This window comes from Agarivorans albus (assembly GCF_019670105.1).
In the GTDB taxonomy this organism is placed as follows: domain Bacteria; phylum Pseudomonadota; class Gammaproteobacteria; order Enterobacterales; family Celerinatantimonadaceae; genus Agarivorans; species Agarivorans albus.
Window position 1 is genome coordinate 2,150,128 of the sequence record NZ_AP023032.1, and the last position, 19,007, is coordinate 2,169,134.

14 protein-coding genes are annotated in these 19,007 nt (G+C 44.2%); 7 read left to right on the forward strand and 7 right to left on the reverse strand.

Annotated features, from left to right (window positions below; genetic code table 11):
- Nucleotides 1–8: 8 nt before the first annotated feature.
- Both K5620_RS09900 and K5620_RS09905 read right to left on the reverse strand, forming a co-directional pair.
- A complete protein-coding gene (locus tag K5620_RS09900) occupies nt 9–3,116 on the reverse strand; it encodes an RICIN domain-containing protein (protein WP_016403064.1) in 3,108 nt (1,035 codons plus the stop codon).
- Nucleotides 3,117–3,269: 153 nt separating this feature from the next.
- The gene (locus tag K5620_RS09905) at nt 3,270–7,289 is read right to left on the reverse strand and encodes a carbohydrate-binding protein (protein ID WP_016403063.1); all 4,020 of its coding nucleotides are present in this window, start codon (nt 7,287–7,289) and stop codon (nt 3,270–3,272) included.
- 795 nt (nt 7,290–8,084) lie between these two features.
- Here K5620_RS09905 and K5620_RS09910 point away from each other — a divergent pair.
- Complete coding sequence (locus tag K5620_RS09910; RefSeq protein WP_040307475.1) at nt 8,085–8,414, forward strand: hypothetical protein; 330 nt, start codon at nt 8,085–8,087, stop codon at nt 8,412–8,414.
- Nucleotides 8,415–8,420: 6 nt separating this feature from the next.
- Here K5620_RS09910 and K5620_RS09915 read toward each other — a convergent pair whose 3' ends face one another.
- Nucleotides 8,421–8,852: a hypothetical protein gene (locus K5620_RS09915; protein ID WP_016403060.1), complete on the reverse strand. Its 432-nt coding sequence runs from the start codon at nt 8,850–8,852 to the stop codon at nt 8,421–8,423.
- Nucleotide 8,853: 1 nt separating this feature from the next.
- The gene (locus K5620_RS09920; protein WP_016403059.1) at nt 8,854–9,021 is read right to left on the reverse strand and encodes a hypothetical protein; all 168 of its coding nucleotides are present in this window, start codon (nt 9,019–9,021) and stop codon (nt 8,854–8,856) included.
- A gap of 184 nt (nt 9,022–9,205) precedes the next feature.
- Between K5620_RS09920 and K5620_RS09925 the strand changes: the two genes are divergently transcribed.
- Nucleotides 9,206–9,664, forward strand: coding sequence for a carboxymuconolactone decarboxylase family protein (locus K5620_RS09925; RefSeq protein WP_016403058.1), 459 nt, complete (start codon nt 9,206–9,208; stop codon nt 9,662–9,664).
- 31 nt (nt 9,665–9,695) lie between these two features.
- On the forward strand, nt 9,696–10,448 hold the full coding sequence (locus K5620_RS09930; RefSeq protein ID WP_040307473.1) for a helix-turn-helix domain-containing protein: 753 nt from the start codon (nt 9,696–9,698) through the stop codon (nt 10,446–10,448).
- Between the two features lie 10 nt (nt 10,449–10,458).
- Here K5620_RS09930 and K5620_RS09935 read toward each other — a convergent pair whose 3' ends face one another.
- The gene (locus K5620_RS09935) at nt 10,459–10,845 is read right to left on the reverse strand and encodes a carboxymuconolactone decarboxylase family protein (RefSeq protein WP_016403056.1); all 387 of its coding nucleotides are present in this window, start codon (nt 10,843–10,845) and stop codon (nt 10,459–10,461) included.
- Between the two features lie 71 nt (nt 10,846–10,916).
- Complete coding sequence (locus K5620_RS09940; protein WP_016403055.1) at nt 10,917–11,807, reverse strand: LysR family transcriptional regulator; 891 nt, start codon at nt 11,805–11,807, stop codon at nt 10,917–10,919.
- A 213-nt stretch (nt 11,808–12,020) separates the two neighbouring features.
- On the opposite strand from K5620_RS09940, the gene K5620_RS09945 reads away from it, so the two are divergent.
- The 4 genes from K5620_RS09945 (at nt 12,021) to K5620_RS09960 (ending at nt 18,290) form a co-directional block, all read left to right on the forward strand.
- Nucleotides 12,021–13,217, forward strand: a complete 1,197-nt coding sequence (locus K5620_RS09945) for an MFS transporter (RefSeq protein ID WP_040307472.1) — start codon at nt 12,021–12,023, stop codon at nt 13,215–13,217.
- Between the two features lie 209 nt (nt 13,218–13,426).
- On the forward strand, nt 13,427–14,509 hold the full coding sequence (locus K5620_RS09950) for an efflux RND transporter periplasmic adaptor subunit (protein WP_016403052.1): 1,083 nt from the start codon (nt 13,427–13,429) through the stop codon (nt 14,507–14,509).
- Nucleotide 14,510: 1 nt separating this feature from the next.
- Entirely contained in the window at nt 14,511–17,666 is a 3,156-nt protein-coding gene (locus K5620_RS09955) for an efflux RND transporter permease subunit (RefSeq protein ID WP_016403051.1), read from the forward strand.
- A gap of 162 nt (nt 17,667–17,828) precedes the next feature.
- Nucleotides 17,829–18,290 (forward strand): hypothetical protein, encoded by a 462-nt coding sequence (locus tag K5620_RS09960; RefSeq protein ID WP_016403050.1) that lies wholly within the window; start codon nt 17,829–17,831, stop codon nt 18,288–18,290.
- Nucleotides 18,291–18,341: 51 nt separating this feature from the next.
- On the opposite strand, the gene K5620_RS09965 is transcribed toward K5620_RS09960, so the two are convergent.
- Entirely contained in the window at nt 18,342–18,971 is a 630-nt protein-coding gene (locus K5620_RS09965) for an MBL fold metallo-hydrolase (protein WP_016403049.1), read from the reverse strand.
- Nucleotides 18,972–19,007 lie beyond the last annotated feature (36 nt).

Below are 19,007 nucleotides of genomic sequence, written 5' to 3' on the forward strand. Positions count from 1 at the left end.
TTTAGCACCTACTTGAAAGTGAACTGTTGATTGTCGCCGTTGTAACAAGCCCACTGTAATAGACGAGTTCCATTAGCGGTTGATTTGCCTTCTGCGTCTAGGCATTTATCACTTTTCCTTGCGATTAACTCAAAATTACCATTGTCTTTGGGGTTAATCTTCCAATGTTGATTCTGATTGTTGGGCATGCACGACCATTGGTGAACCGTTGCACCATCGGCCGTGGAGCCATTGTTTAAATCAACACACTTTTCGCTGCGTTGCGACTGAATAAGGTACCAACCATCATCTGCTGGAATAAATTTAAAGCGTTGATTTAGGTTGCCTGTATTACAATCCCATTGGTGATAGGTCGCGCCATTTGCCGTGTTGCCATTGGCAAGATCGAAACAGCGACCGCTGTGGGCGAGTTCGAGGTTGGTCCAACTTGCCGGTACCGCATTGCCGTTTTGCTTGGCATTTACCACGATGCGATGGTTAATAATGTCGTGAGCTTCACGCCATGTTTCATCTTCTGGAATTAGCATCGCTCTAAACTCGTAGTCGCCGCTGGGCAGATCGCCTGGTACTTCAAAGCCAAACCAGGTGTCTTGATTGGTGGCGGAATGAACCACTTTTTGCTGCTTGGCAACGGTTGTCCAGCTAGTGCGACTCACTAAATGAAGTTGTAAGTCTTGGGTGTTGGTAGCGGAGTAATTAACAGCAACTGAGACTTGCTGTCCCGCATCTATTGTAGAAGGCACGGTAAGGCCACTTAGGCTGTTTTCGGTGTTAGCTTGCTGACTGGTTTTTACTAGATATACGTCGTAGGGCTCTAGCTCAAATTGTTGAGCATGCATTTTGCCGGTGATTAGGTCTTTTACTTGGTGGGATAAATCTAAATTAAGTTTACGCTTGTCTTTACTTACGTTAATGATGGATAGGGTGGTATCGCCACTGTCGTCGGTAAACTGCCTAACAAACACACCATAAGCCGCTTGGTTTTGCATATCTGTAATTTGAAAGTCTACCTTACGAGGTGCTGCTAAGGATTTTACATTGCTTGCCAACTCGTCGGCCATATCAAATACACCGCCTAAAGTTATGTCGGCGTAAGAAGGCATTTGGGGCTGATTGCGTGGCTTGCCATGTTGGTTTTTAACAAAGGAGTCTTGACGATTTACCAATATTTTCTTTGCTGCATGATCCTGCAATGCTTTGTAGGCCCAATAGCTTAGGTAGGGAGTAGGAGGGACAACCACCACCTTATCGCTGCTTAAGTTAGTTAGCTCAGAAGCAGTAATAAAGCCGACGTCTACATTCAGCATTTTTAGTGCTTCATAGACTTTAGTGAGTTTATCAATGTAGCCGCTATCTTGAATGGCTGAATCTTCGGAATAAAAAATGCGGAAAGTGGTATCGTAATCCACTAAATGGCTGAAGCTTTCGGCGTGGGCATTTAGTTCTTTCATGGTACGGCCGTAGGCATCCATTACCAAAGGTTGCGTGGTTGGCTCTGAAACAAAAATCGAGTTTACGGTGCTAGGATCTCCGTTTTCTTTACGTCCCCACACCCAAGCAGTGTTCATTTTCATACCGTGGGTATGGCCTAACCACAGGCCTGCGCGCACGTAGTTTGGGTCCATATCAAAGTGTTGCCATTCGGCAGATAAACCATGCCATTCGGAGTCGTAAAAGGGCTTGTTAGGCGCAATGCTACGGTAGAAATCTAAGCCTCTCGACTGTTCTACCCATTCGATGCTGTAACGCTCTCTAAATTCAAACTCTTTATTTCTAAAGTTGACTAAATCGCGAGGGCCCATACTAAAGTCAGATCCCATTACATCTTGTAACTTAGCTAATGCTTCAATATCGATGCCGTGATCTCGCCACTCAGAGCTCATAATCCAACCCAACAATTTAATGGTCACTTTGGCTTGTGGATCGTGTTGTTGAACGTTGCGTTTTAAAAAACTAAACCATTCGGTAACACGGGCCATGTTGAATTTGCACCAGTCGTACCAAATGGGTCCACCTTGTAATGACTTGGCAATAGGGATAGTTAAGCCATCTTTAGCTTGGGCAAAATTACTATACTGGGTGCCGTATGCTTGGTTTAAATCGCTAATACTGTTGTATTGCTGTTGTAACCAGTTTTGGTATTTTTGTTTAGTGCTATTTGATACCCCCTTGTCTGCATACCAACCGCCTTCGCGTGTTGCAAAATGTGGTTCGTTAGCCAGTAAGTGGATTCTTTCGCCTTCACCGGCATGTCCCTTAGTTGCAGGAATATAGTGCTGCATGAGTTGTTGGTACCAACTGCGAATACTGCTGTTGTCGATATCAAAGGGAACAAAATAGCGGCCAGTTTCAAAAGCTTCTGGTGCTGCTTCTTTCTGCCATGCGCTCGTATTGTATCCAAGGAAAAATACCTTAGGATCCATGTATTTGGCATTTTGCGACTGTAAGCTTTCTACAGCACTGTTTACTGCCCAGTTATGTAAACCGCCACTTTCTTTAAGTTCTGATACTGGGTAATAGTCACCGCCAATTCTGCCAAAAGCATCGATGTAGTTGTTCTCGCTAGGTAACCAATTAAAGCTACTGGGATAAACAACTTGGTTGTTAATGGTAAATTTATCGCCACTAAGCTTAACGGGCCCGCTGCTAAAGTCGGTAGGAGCTTGCAATACTAAACTGCCATTCATTTGAGCTTGCAGTTCTTGTACGGCACGCTTTGCAACGGTAATGCTGTCTTTTAGTTCTTCAAAGGGAATATTTTGCGAGTAGTTACTCGGTATATATTCGTTCCACCATATGGCATCTACTTTGGCTTGAATGATTTGTGGATTTTGTCGGTCAAACTCAGCGTATTTTAAGAACAGATCTACTACCGCCTTAGACACGTTGGCATAGTCGGTGTTGTGGCCTTGTTGCTCTGCTTGGGCAATGGTTTGAATAAGCTGATTTCGAGCAGTTTGTGCCTGAGACTTTAAGTTTTGGTAGGTGGAGTTATCGGTGGCGTCACCCCATTGCCACGCGTTGGCTAATGGCATATTTAGGCTAAGTGCCAGCAAACTCATATAACCCAGTTTAACGAGTGCGGAATTGCAGCTGTTTAGGCGTAAAGCGTTCATGAGATATCCTTATATTTTTATTGTAAGCGCTAATCTAATAAAGAGAAATAAGTACTTTGGCTGTGTAAATCACGATTTAAAAAAAGCGCCACTCAGGGGAAGTGGCGCTTTTGCTTACGGTCTTGGTGCTAGGGCCAAGAACTTGCTAAGGCATTAGCGTTGTGGCGGGGCGGAGAAGTCCCAAACCACTATGCTGGCAACCGTTAGCTCACCGTTATGTTTGAAATCAACATCTACGGTGTTGTTGGTAGAGAGGTACTCTACCGGTACAGGAATTTCTAACGTTGCAAAGTAACGGTCAGAAGAGTACTTAGCTGGGCCGCGCCAATCGATAGGTGTAGTTACGTCGTTACCATTAACTGTTAGTGAGTTAATAGTAAGCAATCCGCCTTCTTTATCATCTTGGTCTGGGAACAAGGCTACAGTTAAACGTAGCATTGCTTCAGCAGCGCCATTAGGTACTACAAGGTTGTTAACCTTAACGGTTTTAGCACCACCATTTACGCTTATGCGATGTGGTACCGAGCCGCCACTAACACTTTCGCCAAAGTATTTGTGTTCAGTTACTTTTTGGTTAACGGCAACGTTGTTGCTTAAGGTGTAGCGTAGAACTGCGGTTCCATCAGCTGCTAAGGTTAGGCTAGAAGGAAGCTGTTTCTTATGGCGGCGTTCAAGCTTGGTATGCTCTACACCGTCAAAGTACATTTGACGTAGTTCAACATTGCTAACATTTAGGCCAGTTAAACCTGCAACGTTTAGGTTAACGGTCGTGTCGTAATCTTCTAGGTTGTTGATGATTACAAACAACTCTTTTCCGTCTACATAAGCATTAACTTGAACATCAGGATCGCTTGAGTGAGCGTCAACACGTGTTCCATCTACGTCTGCCCAAAGTTCAAAGAACTTAATGTAAGAAGACCACTGCCAATCACCGTTGTTTAGCTCTGACTCCATCATCATTGAGTAGTGGTAAGGTGCAGTACAGTTAACTGTTGCATCGTAACCACAACCCGCAGGCTTGTAGCCCCACAATGGTTTCGCTGGCGTAAACGGCATAGACTTAATCACGTAGTCTGGACGTTGTAAGAACTGCATTAACATGCCGTTAAAGGCTTTTAAGTTCTCGATGTCGTAACGTTCTTCGTGAGGAAGTTCGTCCCAAGCACCTTGTACAGCGCCGTACTCAGACATAACAATTGGTTTACGGTTTTCTAAACCACCAAGGTTAACGTCAGACCACTCCATCATGTCTAACATGGCTTGCACATGGCCGCCACGGCGAACCGTACCTGCTTGTCCATTTAGGTCTTTACTTGGCCAGTCGTAGATATGTACAGCGTAGAAGTCCATATCTGCGCCCGCTTCTTCCATAAAGCCACGCCACATAACATCCCACTGATACCAATCGCTTTCGCGAGTATCGTCCACAGTGGTTTGCATTGCTTCGGTGAACATTGCACAGGCTTCTTCGTCTACCCAAGCACATAGGTAGTCGTCTTGGTGACGAGAGATACCATCACGACGATAGAAGTCGTGTTGACCCCAGGTCATACCGCCAATCATCGGTGCTTCGTCACCCAGTGCTTGTCTGATTTCTTGAGCAACCAAAGAGTGGTAGCGCCAAATGTCTTCTTGGTTGGTAACCATGAACTGACCGGTTTTCATCAACATGTCGGGTTCGTTAATTACTTCCCAGAACTTAGGCATCGGCTCACCAACGTTTCCGTTTTGAGAGTTAGCGTAGTAGTTGGCTAGGTAATGACCCATCCATTTTGCTGAGGTCTCAATAGTTTTTGGCTGCCAACCGGTAGATGTCATACCGTTGTCGTACCAGCTTAAGGTAGGGTAGGTAGGATGCGGGTTAGTACCAGCAATTAACTCGGTTTTTTCTGGCGCAAAACGCTTGTAGAACTCGTTGTTAGCGTAATCTTCGCGCAGTACTTTACCGCGATTAACCATCCAGTCCATATCTGGTGTATTAGCTACATTTGGATCTTGAGCGGTTTCTTTGAAGCGCCAAGTTGCTGTTCCGTTGTCACGGCCCATGTATACGTCTAGCGTATTTAGGATGTAGTTCAAACGGTCACTGTGGCCATTCCAATCTTGCTCAAAGATAGTACTGTGCATTGTCATATGGCGGCTACGGCCAAAGTCAGATACACCGTTCACTTCATGCATGATATTGGCGTTTACACTTACTGATACAGTTTCGCCGTTGCTTAGTTGCGAACTTGAGCAACCTTTTGCGTTAGCAAACTCGTCGATAGGTGTATTGGGGCAAATATCCACACTGTCGGCTACGCCATCTTCGTCGGCATCACTGCCTGCAACGGGACAACCTGTTGGTGTTACATTTTGACCAAATGGTGTGTTTGGACATTGATCAATGGTGTTTGGTACTCCATCAAAATCATCGTCGTCACCGCCAGTGCTAGTACAGCCAATGTCATCTACAAAGGCGCCTGGTGGTGTGTTAGGGCATTGATCTATGCGATCATTGATGCCGTCTTCGTCGCTGTCTTTTTGTGATGGCGTACAACCGTTTGCATCTGCAACTTCGTCACTAGGGCTGCTAGCACAAAGGTCATCTACGTCGGGAACACCGTCATTGTCACCGTCGATAGCTAGGTCAACATTGCCTACACGGCTAAAGCTAATACTATCGATGTTGAACTGAAAGTCAGCTGAACCAGCGCCGTAAATACGGATAGTGTTAGTGCCACTAAAGATGTTGAATCTACCATTGCCTGGTTGGGTGTAGAACACGTCCCAGTCGCCGCCAACACTATTAACGGTTGTTACATTTTTAACTGCTAATTGGCCATTGTGATCAGTAAGCATTAGGCCCACTGCTGTATCACTTAAAGTGCCTGTGGCAACTCGGTAACTGGCGTCGTATAAACCACCGGTTTCAAGTTTGACGTAAAACTCTAAGTAATCACCAGAGTTGAAGTAATTAACGGCTTTACCGTTATCGATATCATAAATACCAACTTCGCCACCTACTGCTTGGTAGTTTTCTGCTTCTAAGGTAAAGCTGCCTTCTACTTCAACAGGGTCGGTGCCATTGCCTGGTGGTATCACTACAGGCGGATCGGTCGGGTCCGTAGGATCAGTTGGGTCCGTAGGATCGGTTGGGTCCGTAGGATCAGTTGGGTCCGTAGGATCAGTTGGGTCCGTAGGATCAGTTGGCTCCGTATAATCACCTTCACGTAATAAGGCGAAGCTGGCTAAATTCCACTGCCAGTCATTGGTCCCTGAAGCATTTAAGCGCAATTGCACTGAACCACTAGGAATCGACAATAAATAACTTGGTTTGAGAGACTGGAAATTGTCCCAGCCACCTGCAGCTACCGAAGACTTACCTACAGACGCCCAACCGTTACCGGTATTTAGCAATACTTCAATTTCTACACCTGCATCAAGCGCTGTAGCAATTAAGTATTCAATGCTGTAATCACCAGACTCTGCAATATTTAGGTCGTAATCTACGTAGTCGCCCTTGTTAATGTAATTAATCGCGCTTACACCATTAGCGGTATAAGTACTTACAGGAGAAGGTTGACCATCGGCAAAGGTACCACCACTACCAGTAAAGCTGGTGGCTTGGGTAATCAATGCTGCTGGAGGCAACACCACTGGCGGTTCAGGATCTACCGGTTCATCGCCAACTTTTTGCAGCGTGAAGTAGTCTAAGTTCCATTGCCAGTCATTGGCGCCAGAGGCGGCAATTCGAATATCCACCTGGCCACTCGGTAGCTCTACCGTATGAGTAGGGGCGAGTAATTGAAAATTGTCCCAGCCAGCTGCTGGCACAGTCGTTCTTCCTTGAGAAACCCAAGCGGCACCACTTTTTACTAATACTTCAATTTCTGCACCGTTTGCTATATCGGTGCCAATTAAGTATTCGATGTTGTAGGTACCGGCTTCAGCGATATTTACCTGATAGTCTAGGTAGTCGCCTTTGTTTACAAAGTTTATTGCAGTCGCACCATTTACTGTATAGGTGCTTACTGCTGCAATTTGGCCGTCATCGAAGGTTCCGCCAATCATCACGAAATCTTCGGCCTCTACTCGTATTGCTTCGCCAGCTGCTGCTGAACATACACCTATGCTCAGTATTGAACTGACAGCAAAGCAGAGCGGAGCCATTTTCTTTGCCTTGATAGTCATAAAACTTCCTATGTTTATATCCTAGTTATTTATTTGCGTTTGTTACTTCTCGATTATCTAAACGCGATATGCTCAAAATTTGGTATACCAATTTTGGTTCCCTTAATAAGTTGTTCTGTGCTTAAACGAATGAAGTGGTTTACTTGGTAGTACTTGATAGCAGCCAAGCACTTAAGCTGTTGAGCTTAAATAATATGATTGCGCTATTTTTGATACTGACCACTTGTTGCCACTCCCTTGGTTAAGCGATTCAAGAAATACCGTCCTCCTTGTGGTTAATTGGTTTCCCTAAATAACGCCAATAGGTTGACCAATAATTGGGTTTATAGGCAAATAAATAGCATTATTGGTTATCCAAAATTTAGAGGTTGATCACAATTGGTTGATCAATATTTATTTCGAGAGGGTGAATAAATACTTGCTTTGGTGATTTGTGCGGCAGTTCAAAAATTGTACTGCTGTTGTTTCATGGCAGGATTTAACTAAAAGTCGTGCGCTATACTGGTCGGATTTGTCTTTCTTTTAACTCATTGTTTCATATTATTTAAATGCATCTTATTGATAGTGGTGGCGATAAAGCCAACAGTGTATCCACTAATGGCTGAATGATTTTATTGTTCGATATTTATACTACCCGCCATTGTTGATTCATTTGAAAATATGCAGTTGGTTTGCATGGGGAGTTTGATATTTAACCTGTGTTTTTAAAGGCTTATCAACAAGCTTGTTAATGATTTAAACTATGCTGCGGCGACACTGCATAGGTGTAAGGTAGAGAAAAAGGGGAGAAGTAGGGTGACTATTGTATTTCGAGTGGTTTTGGCCACGTTTCTCTTGGTAAGCCTATTTTCTTGCTCAAATCGCACTGCGCAATACCCTAATCAAACGATGCAGGGTTACTGGATATACGGCTTCGAAACATCTTTGTTCGAAAGCTGCCAAGGTGAACGGTTTTGGATGTGGTCTAGTGCTGATGTACAAGGCCAATACCAGCTCGAAGGGTACCGAAACCCAGTAGTTGTTCAGGGCTACGTTTTACCACCCAGCCCAGAGCAAAACATGCAGTCCTATTTACCGGAAATTAAGGTAATTAAAATGCAGTTGCTCGAGCAGGTTTGCGATTAGCTCTGTTTAACTATTTTTGCCAGTGAAGCGGATTTTTTCAGCTTGGATTAACGCATCATGGAAGCCTTTAGTGGTAAAGCTAGCATTGTTAAAGCTTACTGTTTTTAAGCGGTTAAACGAGGAGTTTACAATCGCTTTATCTTTAATCTTTTTAGGGATTAATGAACAGTGCTTGTTATGTTGCTTTAACTCAAAAGTAACCAATTTACCGGCCACATGATGTTGCTGTTGGGTGCTGGTGCAACTGCCATTAATGGTGCTAGATATAATAACGCCGCCATCAGCGAAGCTAAACTCTGCGATGTAACCTTGATCTTGGCTTAATACAGCGGCGTTGTTGTTGCTAGCTACTTGCCAATGTTCAGCTAAGTTTTCAATCTTGGCAAAAGCGCTGGTTGATACTAGCAGGCCAATAATGGCTAATTGATATCTGTTCATCTTAATCACGCTCGCAGTTAAAGATTTTGCCTGTATCGGTATCTTGTAGGCACTCATATTCAATACCATCTTTGTAGATGTCGATTTCTACGATATGTGCACTAGCAGTTTGGCTAAGCATTAAGGTGCAAATAAACGCAGATAGTAAGGCTGTTTTATAGGTTTTCATGGTGATTGTCTCGCTGCTAATAGGTAATGAGACAATTTTGCGGTGAAGGCTAAAATATAGCCAATTAGCACCTTTAAGTTTACCTAATAGCAAACGCAATACGGTTGTGTGATGTCGAAAATCTTCAATAATTGGAAGCAAGGTTTAATTAAGCTGGCTTTTCATTATTGAAGAGAGGTTAAGCATGACTAAAGTTAACTACTTTGCAGAAGCACCAAAGGCTATGCAAATTTTGTTCGAGCAAGAAGAGTATCTAAAAAGCCAGTTTGCAGAGCAGCAGGCGCTTGGCATGAAGCTATTAGAGCTGGTTAAGTTGCGGGTATCGCAAATTAACCAATGCGCATTTTGTATTGATATGCATAGTAAAGATGCTGAGAGTGCAGGCGAAAGTTGGCAGCGTTTAATAGGCTTAAGTGCATGGCGAGAAGCCCCGTATTACTCGGTAAATGAACGGCTGGCTTTAGAATGCGCCGAACGCTTAACGGCATGTACAGGCTTAGACGATGAGCTTTACCAAAAAGCGCTAGACGCCTTTGGCGCAAAGGCATTGGTGGATTTAAGCATTGCAATTAATGCCATCAACAGTTGGAATAGAATTGCAATCACCTTTAAACCCGAGGTAGGCAGTTATAAACCCAGCTAAGCAAATTATTCACCAGCTTGAGCAGCAGTTTCTGTTTAGTTTATTTAAGCCAAAAGGACAGCTAGCTCAAGCCATACAAGGCCTGTGGTCTGCTTCCGTTGAGGCGCAGCAGCGAGCACCGCTTACCCGTTGGCTGCATGCCGACGGCTGTAGCGGGGTGCTGTTTAACTTAGGCCCTCCAATAAGGCTTGAAGATAAGTCTTATCCTTCTGGGGTGATTGTGCTGCCAGTGAACACCACTGCGCGAAGCATCACCTTGTCAGCGGATACCCAGCTAGCGGGTTTTCGCTTTAATCCTGGTGTAAGTGTTGGGTTCTTTGGCAAATTGGTAAGACGTGACGCCGAGGATATCGAAGCCTCATTGCTGAAAAAATTGCAGCTGCTACATCAAAGCTTAGTGACAACTAGCGGGCATAATGCACGGATAGTATTAATGTATAAGTGGTTACAACAGCACCTCGGCATACATAATTGCCCACCACAATTGTTTAAAGACGCCATTGAATTGGTAGAACATGCTCAAGAGATCGGTTTGGTGTCTGATGAATTAGCGCTTAGCCAACGGCAACTAGAACGTCAGTTTAAAGCGTTAACCGGCATGACGCCCAAACAATGGCAGCGAACCATGAGAGTAAAAAATACTTTTATGGCCTTAAAAACGCAGCCAGATATTGAGCTGGCTGCGCTTGCTGTTAATCAGGGCTTTTCCGACCAAGCGCATATGACACGAGAGTGTAAAACCATTGGAAAAATCACTCCAAAACAGTACCTAAAACTGTTGTAAAAAGTGCTTATTAAGGAGTAATGATCCCACGCTCTTCAAAAACTTGTTTTGCGACTAACATGCCGTTAATAGCAGCCGGAAACCCAGCATATACTGCCATTTGTAAAATCACTTCAGTCACCTCTTTTGGGCTACAGCCTATATTAAGGGCGCCATGGATATGTACCGCCAATTGGGGGGCACAATTGCCCATTGCGGTTAGTGCTGATACCGTTGCTATCTCTCGTGATTTAAGGTCGAGATCTTCGCGGCTGTATATGTCGCCAAAGGGAAACTCTATGATGAATTTGGCCAGATCTGGGCAAATACTGGCGAGGTTATTGATCACATTGTGGCCTGCTTCGCCGTCTATTTCGCTTAGCTTATCAAAGCCACGTTGGTATCTTGTTTGTTCCATTGACCACTCCATTAATCTAAGGCTAAGTCACAAGCCTAGACCTTGGAGCTAGCTCCAAGTCAAGCCGCAACTTACAAGTTTAATCGAGGTTTAATAAAATCAATGAACGCTGTGATACGTCGGGCGACTTTAGATGAACGGTAGTACACAGCATTAATTTGTCGCTGATTAGTTTCTTCCATCAACAAGGCCGGGAACAAACTCACTAGCGTTCCTTGCTCGATATCGTGTTTAACCATAAATCCTGACAAACACGCAATACCGTTGCCACTTAATGCTAGTTGGCGAATGGTTTCTCCGCTACTAGCAGTAATAGCAGGCTTCATCGATTTAAACCCTTTTAATGGCCAATGGTTTAGCACCTTAGCTCCGCTAAAGCCGATTAACTCATGTTCGTGTAATTGTGTAACTTGCAGGGGCGCACCACGTTTTTCGAGATAAGCTGGAGAGGCGACAATATACAAATTACTCACGCCGATGGGCCGAGCATGCAGGGTGGAATCTGCTAATGTACCTATGCGGATCGCTAAATCGGTTTTCTTCTCCAGTAAGTCTACAAAGCCGTCGTTGGTATTTAGCTCTAGTTCTATGTTGGGGAAGGCGAGTTTAAACTCATTTATTAGTGGAACGAGTTGATGAATGACAAACGGGCTTGCCGCATCAACTCGCAGCCTACCTTGAGGCAATTCACCCTTACTAATAATATCTTCTTCAGCTTGTTGAATTTGGCTTAAACCTACACGTACTGCTTCTATAAACTGGCGGCCTTCGTCGGTTTGTACCACCCGTCTGGTGGTTCGATTAAGAACAGTAATGCCTAGTTGCTTTTCTATTTTGCTAACCGCTCTAGATACTTTAGCGACTTGTATATCTAAGGCATCTGCGGCAGCTGAGAAGCCTCCGCTATCAACTACAGCCAACAAAATTTCGAGATCATCAGAACGATTTTTTAGGTTAAACATCAGCAACTCTTTGCGAAGAAATCAACAAAAGTGAATGCTTAATACTAGTGTTTATTACAACAGTTTTCTTAGATTTATCGCTTTTTTACTTACATTTTCTACAAAAGTATTTTGTTGATACTGCCATTTCTGACAAAAGTTAATTAACTAATAATGCTTGCCATCAACTGTTGCGCAACGCAACAACCTAATCGATGACGAGAGATTACTGTTATGCCTTTAGCTTTATTTGCACTTACTTTAAGTGCCTTTGCCATTGGAACCACCGAGTTTGTGATAGTGGGGTTGATTCCTACTATGGCCCAAGACTTAGCGGTTTCTTTACCTTCTGCTGGATTGTTAGTGAGCTTGTATGCCTTAGGTGTTGCGGTGGGGGCGCCCGTGTTAACCGCATTAACTGGCAAGTGGCCACGCAAACAAGTGCTGCTTGCGGTGATGAGTTTATTTGTCGCGGGCAATTTATTAGCTTGGCAGGCCCCGAGTTACGAAACCTTAGTAGGTGCTCGAATTCTTACAGGTTTAGCCCACGGCGTGTTCTTTTCTATTGGCTCAACCATCGCAACGGGTTTAGTGGCAAAAGAAAAAGCTGCTAGTGCAATAGCCATTATGTTTACCGGACTAACGGTAGCGCTTGTTACTGGTGTGCCTTTGGGTACCTACATTGGCCAACATTTTGGTTGGGAAACCACATTTTTAGTAGTAGCGATTTTGGGTTTAATTGCACTTATTGGCAGCGCTGTTTTGGTACCCAGTAATTTGAAGCAAGCGCCTGCCACCAAAATATCAGAGCAGGTCAAAGTATTAACAGAGCCTCGATTGTTGTTGGTATATGCAATAACCGCTATAGGTTACGGTGGTTCGTTTACTGCGTTTACCTTTTTAGCGTCTATCTTGCAGGACGTAAGTGGATTTAACGCCAGCGCTATTAGTTTGATTATGTTGGTGTATGGCGTGTCGGTCGCTTTTGGCAACATCTGGGGTGGAAAAATGGCTGACCGTTTAGGCCCAACTAAAGCACTAAGCTGGATATTCTTAGGTTTAGCCTCAGTACTGTTGGTATTCAACTTTACCGCGGTTAACCCTATTACCGCTGTTTTAACCATTCTAGTTTGGGGGGCTTTTGCCTTTGGCAATGTGCCAGGCTTACAGGTTTATGTGGTGAAGTTAGCCGAACAATATACGCCCAATGCGGTGGATGTAGCCTCCGGTTTAAACATTGCTGCGTTTAACGTAGGCATTGCTATAGGCGCTTGGGGCGGTGGGCTGATAGTTGCCAATGCTGGGGTAGAACATACTCCTTGGGTTGGAGCATTGATTGTTGTTGGCGCCTTATTGCTAACCCGTTTAAGTGCAGCCTTGGATAACAAACAAAAGCAATCTGCTAAATCTGAGCTTTGCCAAGCGGCATAAACCATTGTTGAATCTTAAGGAGCCTATTGGCTCCTTTTTTTGTTGTTTCACCCGGTGGTATTGACTGGCCATTGGTTAGGGAAAAAGCTTTAAGCAAAACTGATAGGTGCTAATTCTAGTTGTTAACGATAGCGGTGTACCATAAGCAAACAAGGATGACTAACCAATTGCAAAAACGCTAAGGACAAAACAACGAATAAGGGCAAAACATGAAAATAAGACTAGTTAGTTTGTTATTGGCCAGTGTATTTATCAGTGCTTGCGAAACATCTAACACATCAGACGCTAAGCTAAGTCAAACCACTGCCACTGTTGCCGTAGATCTCGCCAACGCTGCTCAACAGCAACTTACCTTTGAAGAAGTGTACACAACCACAGTATTGGCAAATGAAGAAGTGAGGGTGATATCCAGAGTTACCTCAACCTTACTTGATAAGCACTTTCAAGCAGGGGATGTTGTCGAACAAGGCCAATTATTATTTAGTCTAGACCCCTTGGAATTCGAGCTTAACCTAGCCAGTTTGCAAGCTAATTTGGTTAACGTTTCCGCCAAATACAATTCTGCACTTAAAAGCCTACAACGCGCTAAGCAACTAGGCGATGCCATCTCCAAGCAGGAATTAGAAGATATCGAAACCAAGTTTTTGGTTAATCAAGCCAGCCTTAAAGCCATTGCAAAGCAAGTAGACGATGCAGAGCTTTTGTTAAGCAGAACCGAGATTAAAGCTACGCGTTCTGGGCGTATTAGCCAAACTCAATTTAGCCCTGGCGATACGGTTGGGGTAGGCCAAGTGTTAGCCTCTATCGTTGATGACAGTAACTTTAAAGTTACTGTGAGTATTGATGAGAAAACAGTTCTAAAAGCTATTCAGCAATACCGTGATGGTAGCTCCCAGTTTGAAGTGTTGGCGAGATTTTTAGATGGCAGCAAATACCCATTAGCTGGTGAACTTGATTTTATCGACAATCAAATTAACCCGGCTACTGGCGCACTAGCAGTAGGTTTTAAATTTGCCAATGACGACAGTGTATTTGTTGGCCAATTTGTTGAAGTGGTATTGCGTGAAATGAAACAAGCAATTGTGATCCCCAGCAGAGCATTAGTACAAACCGCTAACGGGCCTGCTGTCTATAAGGTAAGCGGAGGCAAGGCAAAACTTCAATCAGTAGAGCTGGGCTTTCAGTTGGGTAATCAAACTGAAGTATTAACGGGCTTAGAAGATGGCAATGTTGTGGTCTCTAGAGGCCAGCAAAAGCTAAGTGATGGCAGCCTAGTAAGACAGCGAGGTTAGTATGGTTAAGTTCTTTATTTCGCGCCCTAAAACCGCCATCGTACTATCGGTGATCATGAGCGTGTTAGGCGCCTTAGCGGCTTACACCATGCCGGTAGGACAGTATCCCGATGTTGCACCGCCTATGATCAACGTATTCACCCAATACAACGGCGCTAATTCTAGTGTTGTGAACGATACCGTTGCTTCGGTAATAGAGAAAGAAGTGAACGGGGTTGAAGGTATGATTTACATGAAATCAACTTCTTCCAATGACGGTTCATACAATTTGAACGTAACCTTTGAGACTGGTTTTGACGCAGACAGAGCGGCTACCTTGGTACAAAATCGGGTAAATGCAGCTCAGCCCTTACTACCCGATGAGGTTAAGCGCAGTGGTATTTATGTAGAAAAGCTGAGCCCTTCGATGCTAATGATTGCAAGCCTAAACTCTAAGACCGGTGCTCACGGCACCTTAGAGTTAAGCTACTACTTAACTGGCATTGTGCGAGAAACTTTATCCAGAATTAAAGGCGTAAGTAAAGTAACACCCCTAGGTGAAAAAGAATATGCCATGCGAGTATGGCTTGAGCCAGAGCGTTTACAGGCCTTAGATTTAACTGTTAATGACATCTCTACTGCTATTGCCGATCAAAATGCTGTGCGTGGCGCGGGCAGTGTAGGCGCCGAGCCGGTAACAGGAAATAATGATTGGCAATACACTGTGCAAGTTCGAGGTCGATTAGCCAACGAGCAGGCCTTTGGTAACATTCGAGTTAAAGCCTATCCCGATGGCACTTTAGTACGCTTAAAAGATGTTGCTCGTATTGAGCTGGGAGCGCAAAAGTATTTGGTTGATACCTATCTAAACAACCAAGAGTCGGTTGCTATGATGATCTACCAAGATCCAACTGCCAACGCCATGCAAGTTGCTGAAGATGTACGAGCCGCAATGGCTAAACTTGAGCAAAGTTTGCCAAATGGCATGGTGTTTTCTTTGCCTTATGATGCTACCGAATTTATTGATGTCTCCATCTACAACGTACAAGAAACACTGGTAATTGCATTAATCTTAGTGACCTTGGTGACCTATTTATTCTTGCAAACTTGGCAAGCTACATTGATTCCTGCGATTGCCATTCCGGTTTCCCTTATAGCAACGTTTGCAGTGATGAAAGCATTTGGTTCAACCATTAATACCATTAGCTTATTTGGTTTAGTGTTAGCCATTGGTGTGGTGGTTGACGCCGCCATCGTGGTGATTGAAAACGTAGAGCGCTTGCTGCACGAAACCACAAAACCAGTGAAAGAGTGTGTAGAAATAGCCATGAATGAAGTGATTGGCCCATGTATTGCCGCAGCTGCTGTGCTGTTAGCGGTGTTTGGTCCAACGCTTGTAATGCCTGGCATGGTGGGGATTATTTATGCTGAATTTGGCATCGCCATTTCAGTCTCTGTAGTTATCTCCACCTTGGTTGCGATGACCTTAACGCCAGCATTATGCGTGATGCTAATGAATCGCGACCTTAAACCAAACCGTTTCTTTCAAGCATTTAACCGCGGTTTTGAACGTTTTACCGAATTGTTTGGCAAAGGCGTAGCAGTGTTGTGTCGCCGAGTAGGTATTGCGGTGTTGTTGTTCTCGGTGTTTTTGGGGACTTGCGCTTATTTAGGTGCTAGTTTACCCGGTGGCTTCTTACCCGATGAAGACCAAGGAACCTTTTTTGCGGTGGTTGATTTGCCGGAAGGGGCTGCGCTTAATCGCACGCGCGACATGACTAAGTTATTGGTGGAGTCATTAGCAGATGATCCCGATATTGAGATGGCGTTTTCTGCCGCTGGTTACAACTTATTAAACGAGTCGAGTAACTCAAATTCTGCTTTGTTGGTGTTCAGTCTAAAACACTGGGACCAGCGCTCAGATAAACAACAACATCAAGATCAGGTTATTGCACGAGTACAAGCTGCCATTGATGCTTTGCCAGAAGGTGTGGGTTTTGCCTTTGGTTTACCGGCCATTCCTGCGCTAGGTATGGTGAATGGTTTTGAATTTGTGCTTAAAGATGAAATGGGCAAGGGGCCAGAAAAAACTGCTGAGGTACTCGAACAGCTACTCGATAAAGCTAATCAGCGTGAAGAGATTGCCTCGGCCTTTTCTACTTTTAGCATCAGTATGCCTAACTTGTACCTCGACATTAACGAAGAGCAGGCTGCTGCGATGGGTGTTGCCTTTGGTGACATAGTAAATACCCTTAATGTGCAATATGGCGGAAGTTACATTAATGACTTTACAAAAGGCGGAAGAAACTACCGAGTAATGCTGCAGGCTGAAGCAGACTCTAGACAACAAATCGATGATTTATCGAATCTTTATGTTCGTTCTAGCCAAGGCGAGATGGTGCGATTAAGCAACTTGGTTTCGGTTCGTACGGTGCTTAATCCTAGTTCTTTGGTTCGCTATAACGTATCAGGCAGCACCACAATTAATGGTATTACCATGCCAGGTTACAGCTCAGGTCAAGCCATTGCAGCAATGGAACAGCTAGCTAATGAGGTTTTACCTACAGGGTTTAGCTATGAATGGACCGGTTTAACCTTACAAGAACAGCAAGCAGGTAACGCTAGCCTCATTGCGTTTGCTTTTGCCATGTTATTCACTTACTTGTTTTTAGTTGCTCAGTATGAATCTTGGTTAACGCCATTAGCTATTTTGCTAGCAGTACCCACTGCAATATTTGGTGTTTTGTCAGCGGTGTTACTTAGCGGCACAACCATCAACCTGTACTCGCAAATCGCCATTATGCTGCTTATAGGTATGGCAAGCCGTAACGCTATTCTTATTGTGGAGTTTGCTAAGCAGTTACGAGAGCAAAAAGGTTATAGCATTGTAGAAGCGGGCGTTGCAGCAGCTAAATTGCGTTTTCGTGCTGTGTTGATGACAGCATTCTCCTTCATATTGGGAGTAGTGCCTTTAATGCTAGCATCTTCTGCAGGGGCTGCGGCGATGCAAGCAATTGGTATGGCGTCGTTTGGTGGAATGCTGGCAGCTACGGTGCTTGGCTGTTTGTTTGTTCCAGCGTTTTTTGTGTTGTTCCAAACTTTACGCGAGCGCTTTTCTAGCAAAAAACAACCAGAGCCTGAGTTACTAATTGCTACTTTTCCAGCAAGCAATGACTAGTTAAAACTGCAGACTGTTATATATATTTGCCCAACTATTGAAAAATAGTTGGGCTTTGCTGAAATGGAAGCTAGTGAAGGTAGGTCTCTGATTGGCAAGAATAAGCACTAAGGTGCTTAATTCGACTACGCTTAAACAAGATCCTAAATCATGGAGTTAGCTTTGAAAAAGCACATCCCACTCATTCTATCTATTTACGTCGCCTTTGTATTTTTACAATCACTGTTCTTTAAGTTTGCTGGTTGGTTTGGCAGTCCTGCAGATATTACCGTGTACATATTTGACACCGTTGGGCAGTGGTTACGAGATGGTTTAGGACTTAATCTTATTGGCGATCTGTTTGGCCAATACGGTGAAACAGTGATTGGATTAGCAGAGTTAGTGGCCAGCATTTTAATTTTGCGTAAAGCTACTCGTTTCTATGGCGCATTGATTGGCTTAGGGGTTATGTCTGGCGCGATATTCTTTCACATTTTCACCCCGCTTGGGCTATTTCCTTACACCGATTTAAGCTGCTTACAGGATGGTTGTCCCAGAGAGTACCCACTGTTCTTTATGGCCATAGGAGTGTGGTTAAGTTGCGCATATTTGTTGTATCGCGACAGAAGCAAAATACTTGGCTAAACGGAATAATATCCAGTTATAAAAAAGGCACCTAGTAAGGTGCCCTTTTTGTTAACGGGTGTAACCGTTAAATTCTTTTTCGTGCCCAATGCTCGACATGGGACCATGTCCAGGTAAAAACTGATAGGCATCATCCAGCGTATAAAGCTGAGTTTTGATGGCGTTGATCAGAGTAGGGTGATCGCCTTTGGGGAAATCTGTTCGTCCAATCGAACCGTTAAACAATACGTCTCCCACAATAGCCAATTGATTGTCGTGATCGACAAACACCACGTGACCAGGCGTATGGCCAGGGCAATGGCGTACTTCTAACTTTAATTCACCAATTTCAATCACATCACCATGCTCTAACCATCGGTCAGGGGTAAAGCTAGCCACCTCAGGAAAGCCGAACATTTGGCATTGCATTGCCATTTTGCTGATCCAGAAATCATCATCTTTATGTGGACCAATCAGCGGTACTTGGTAGCGCTGCTGAATAATGCTGCTAGCGCCTACGTGGTCCAGGTGGCCATGGGTGAGCAAGATTTTGGTGACCTCTACGCCAGCTTTATCTACCGCCGCTTGAATCAATTGAGGATCGCCACCAGGATCGACAATCGCAGCTTGTTTGCTTTTATCACACCAGATAAGGGTGCAATTTTGTTGAAATGGAGTAACGGGAATTATTTGGTAAGCCATCGTTGTTAACTCTTATTGATTACAAGCCTAGTGTAC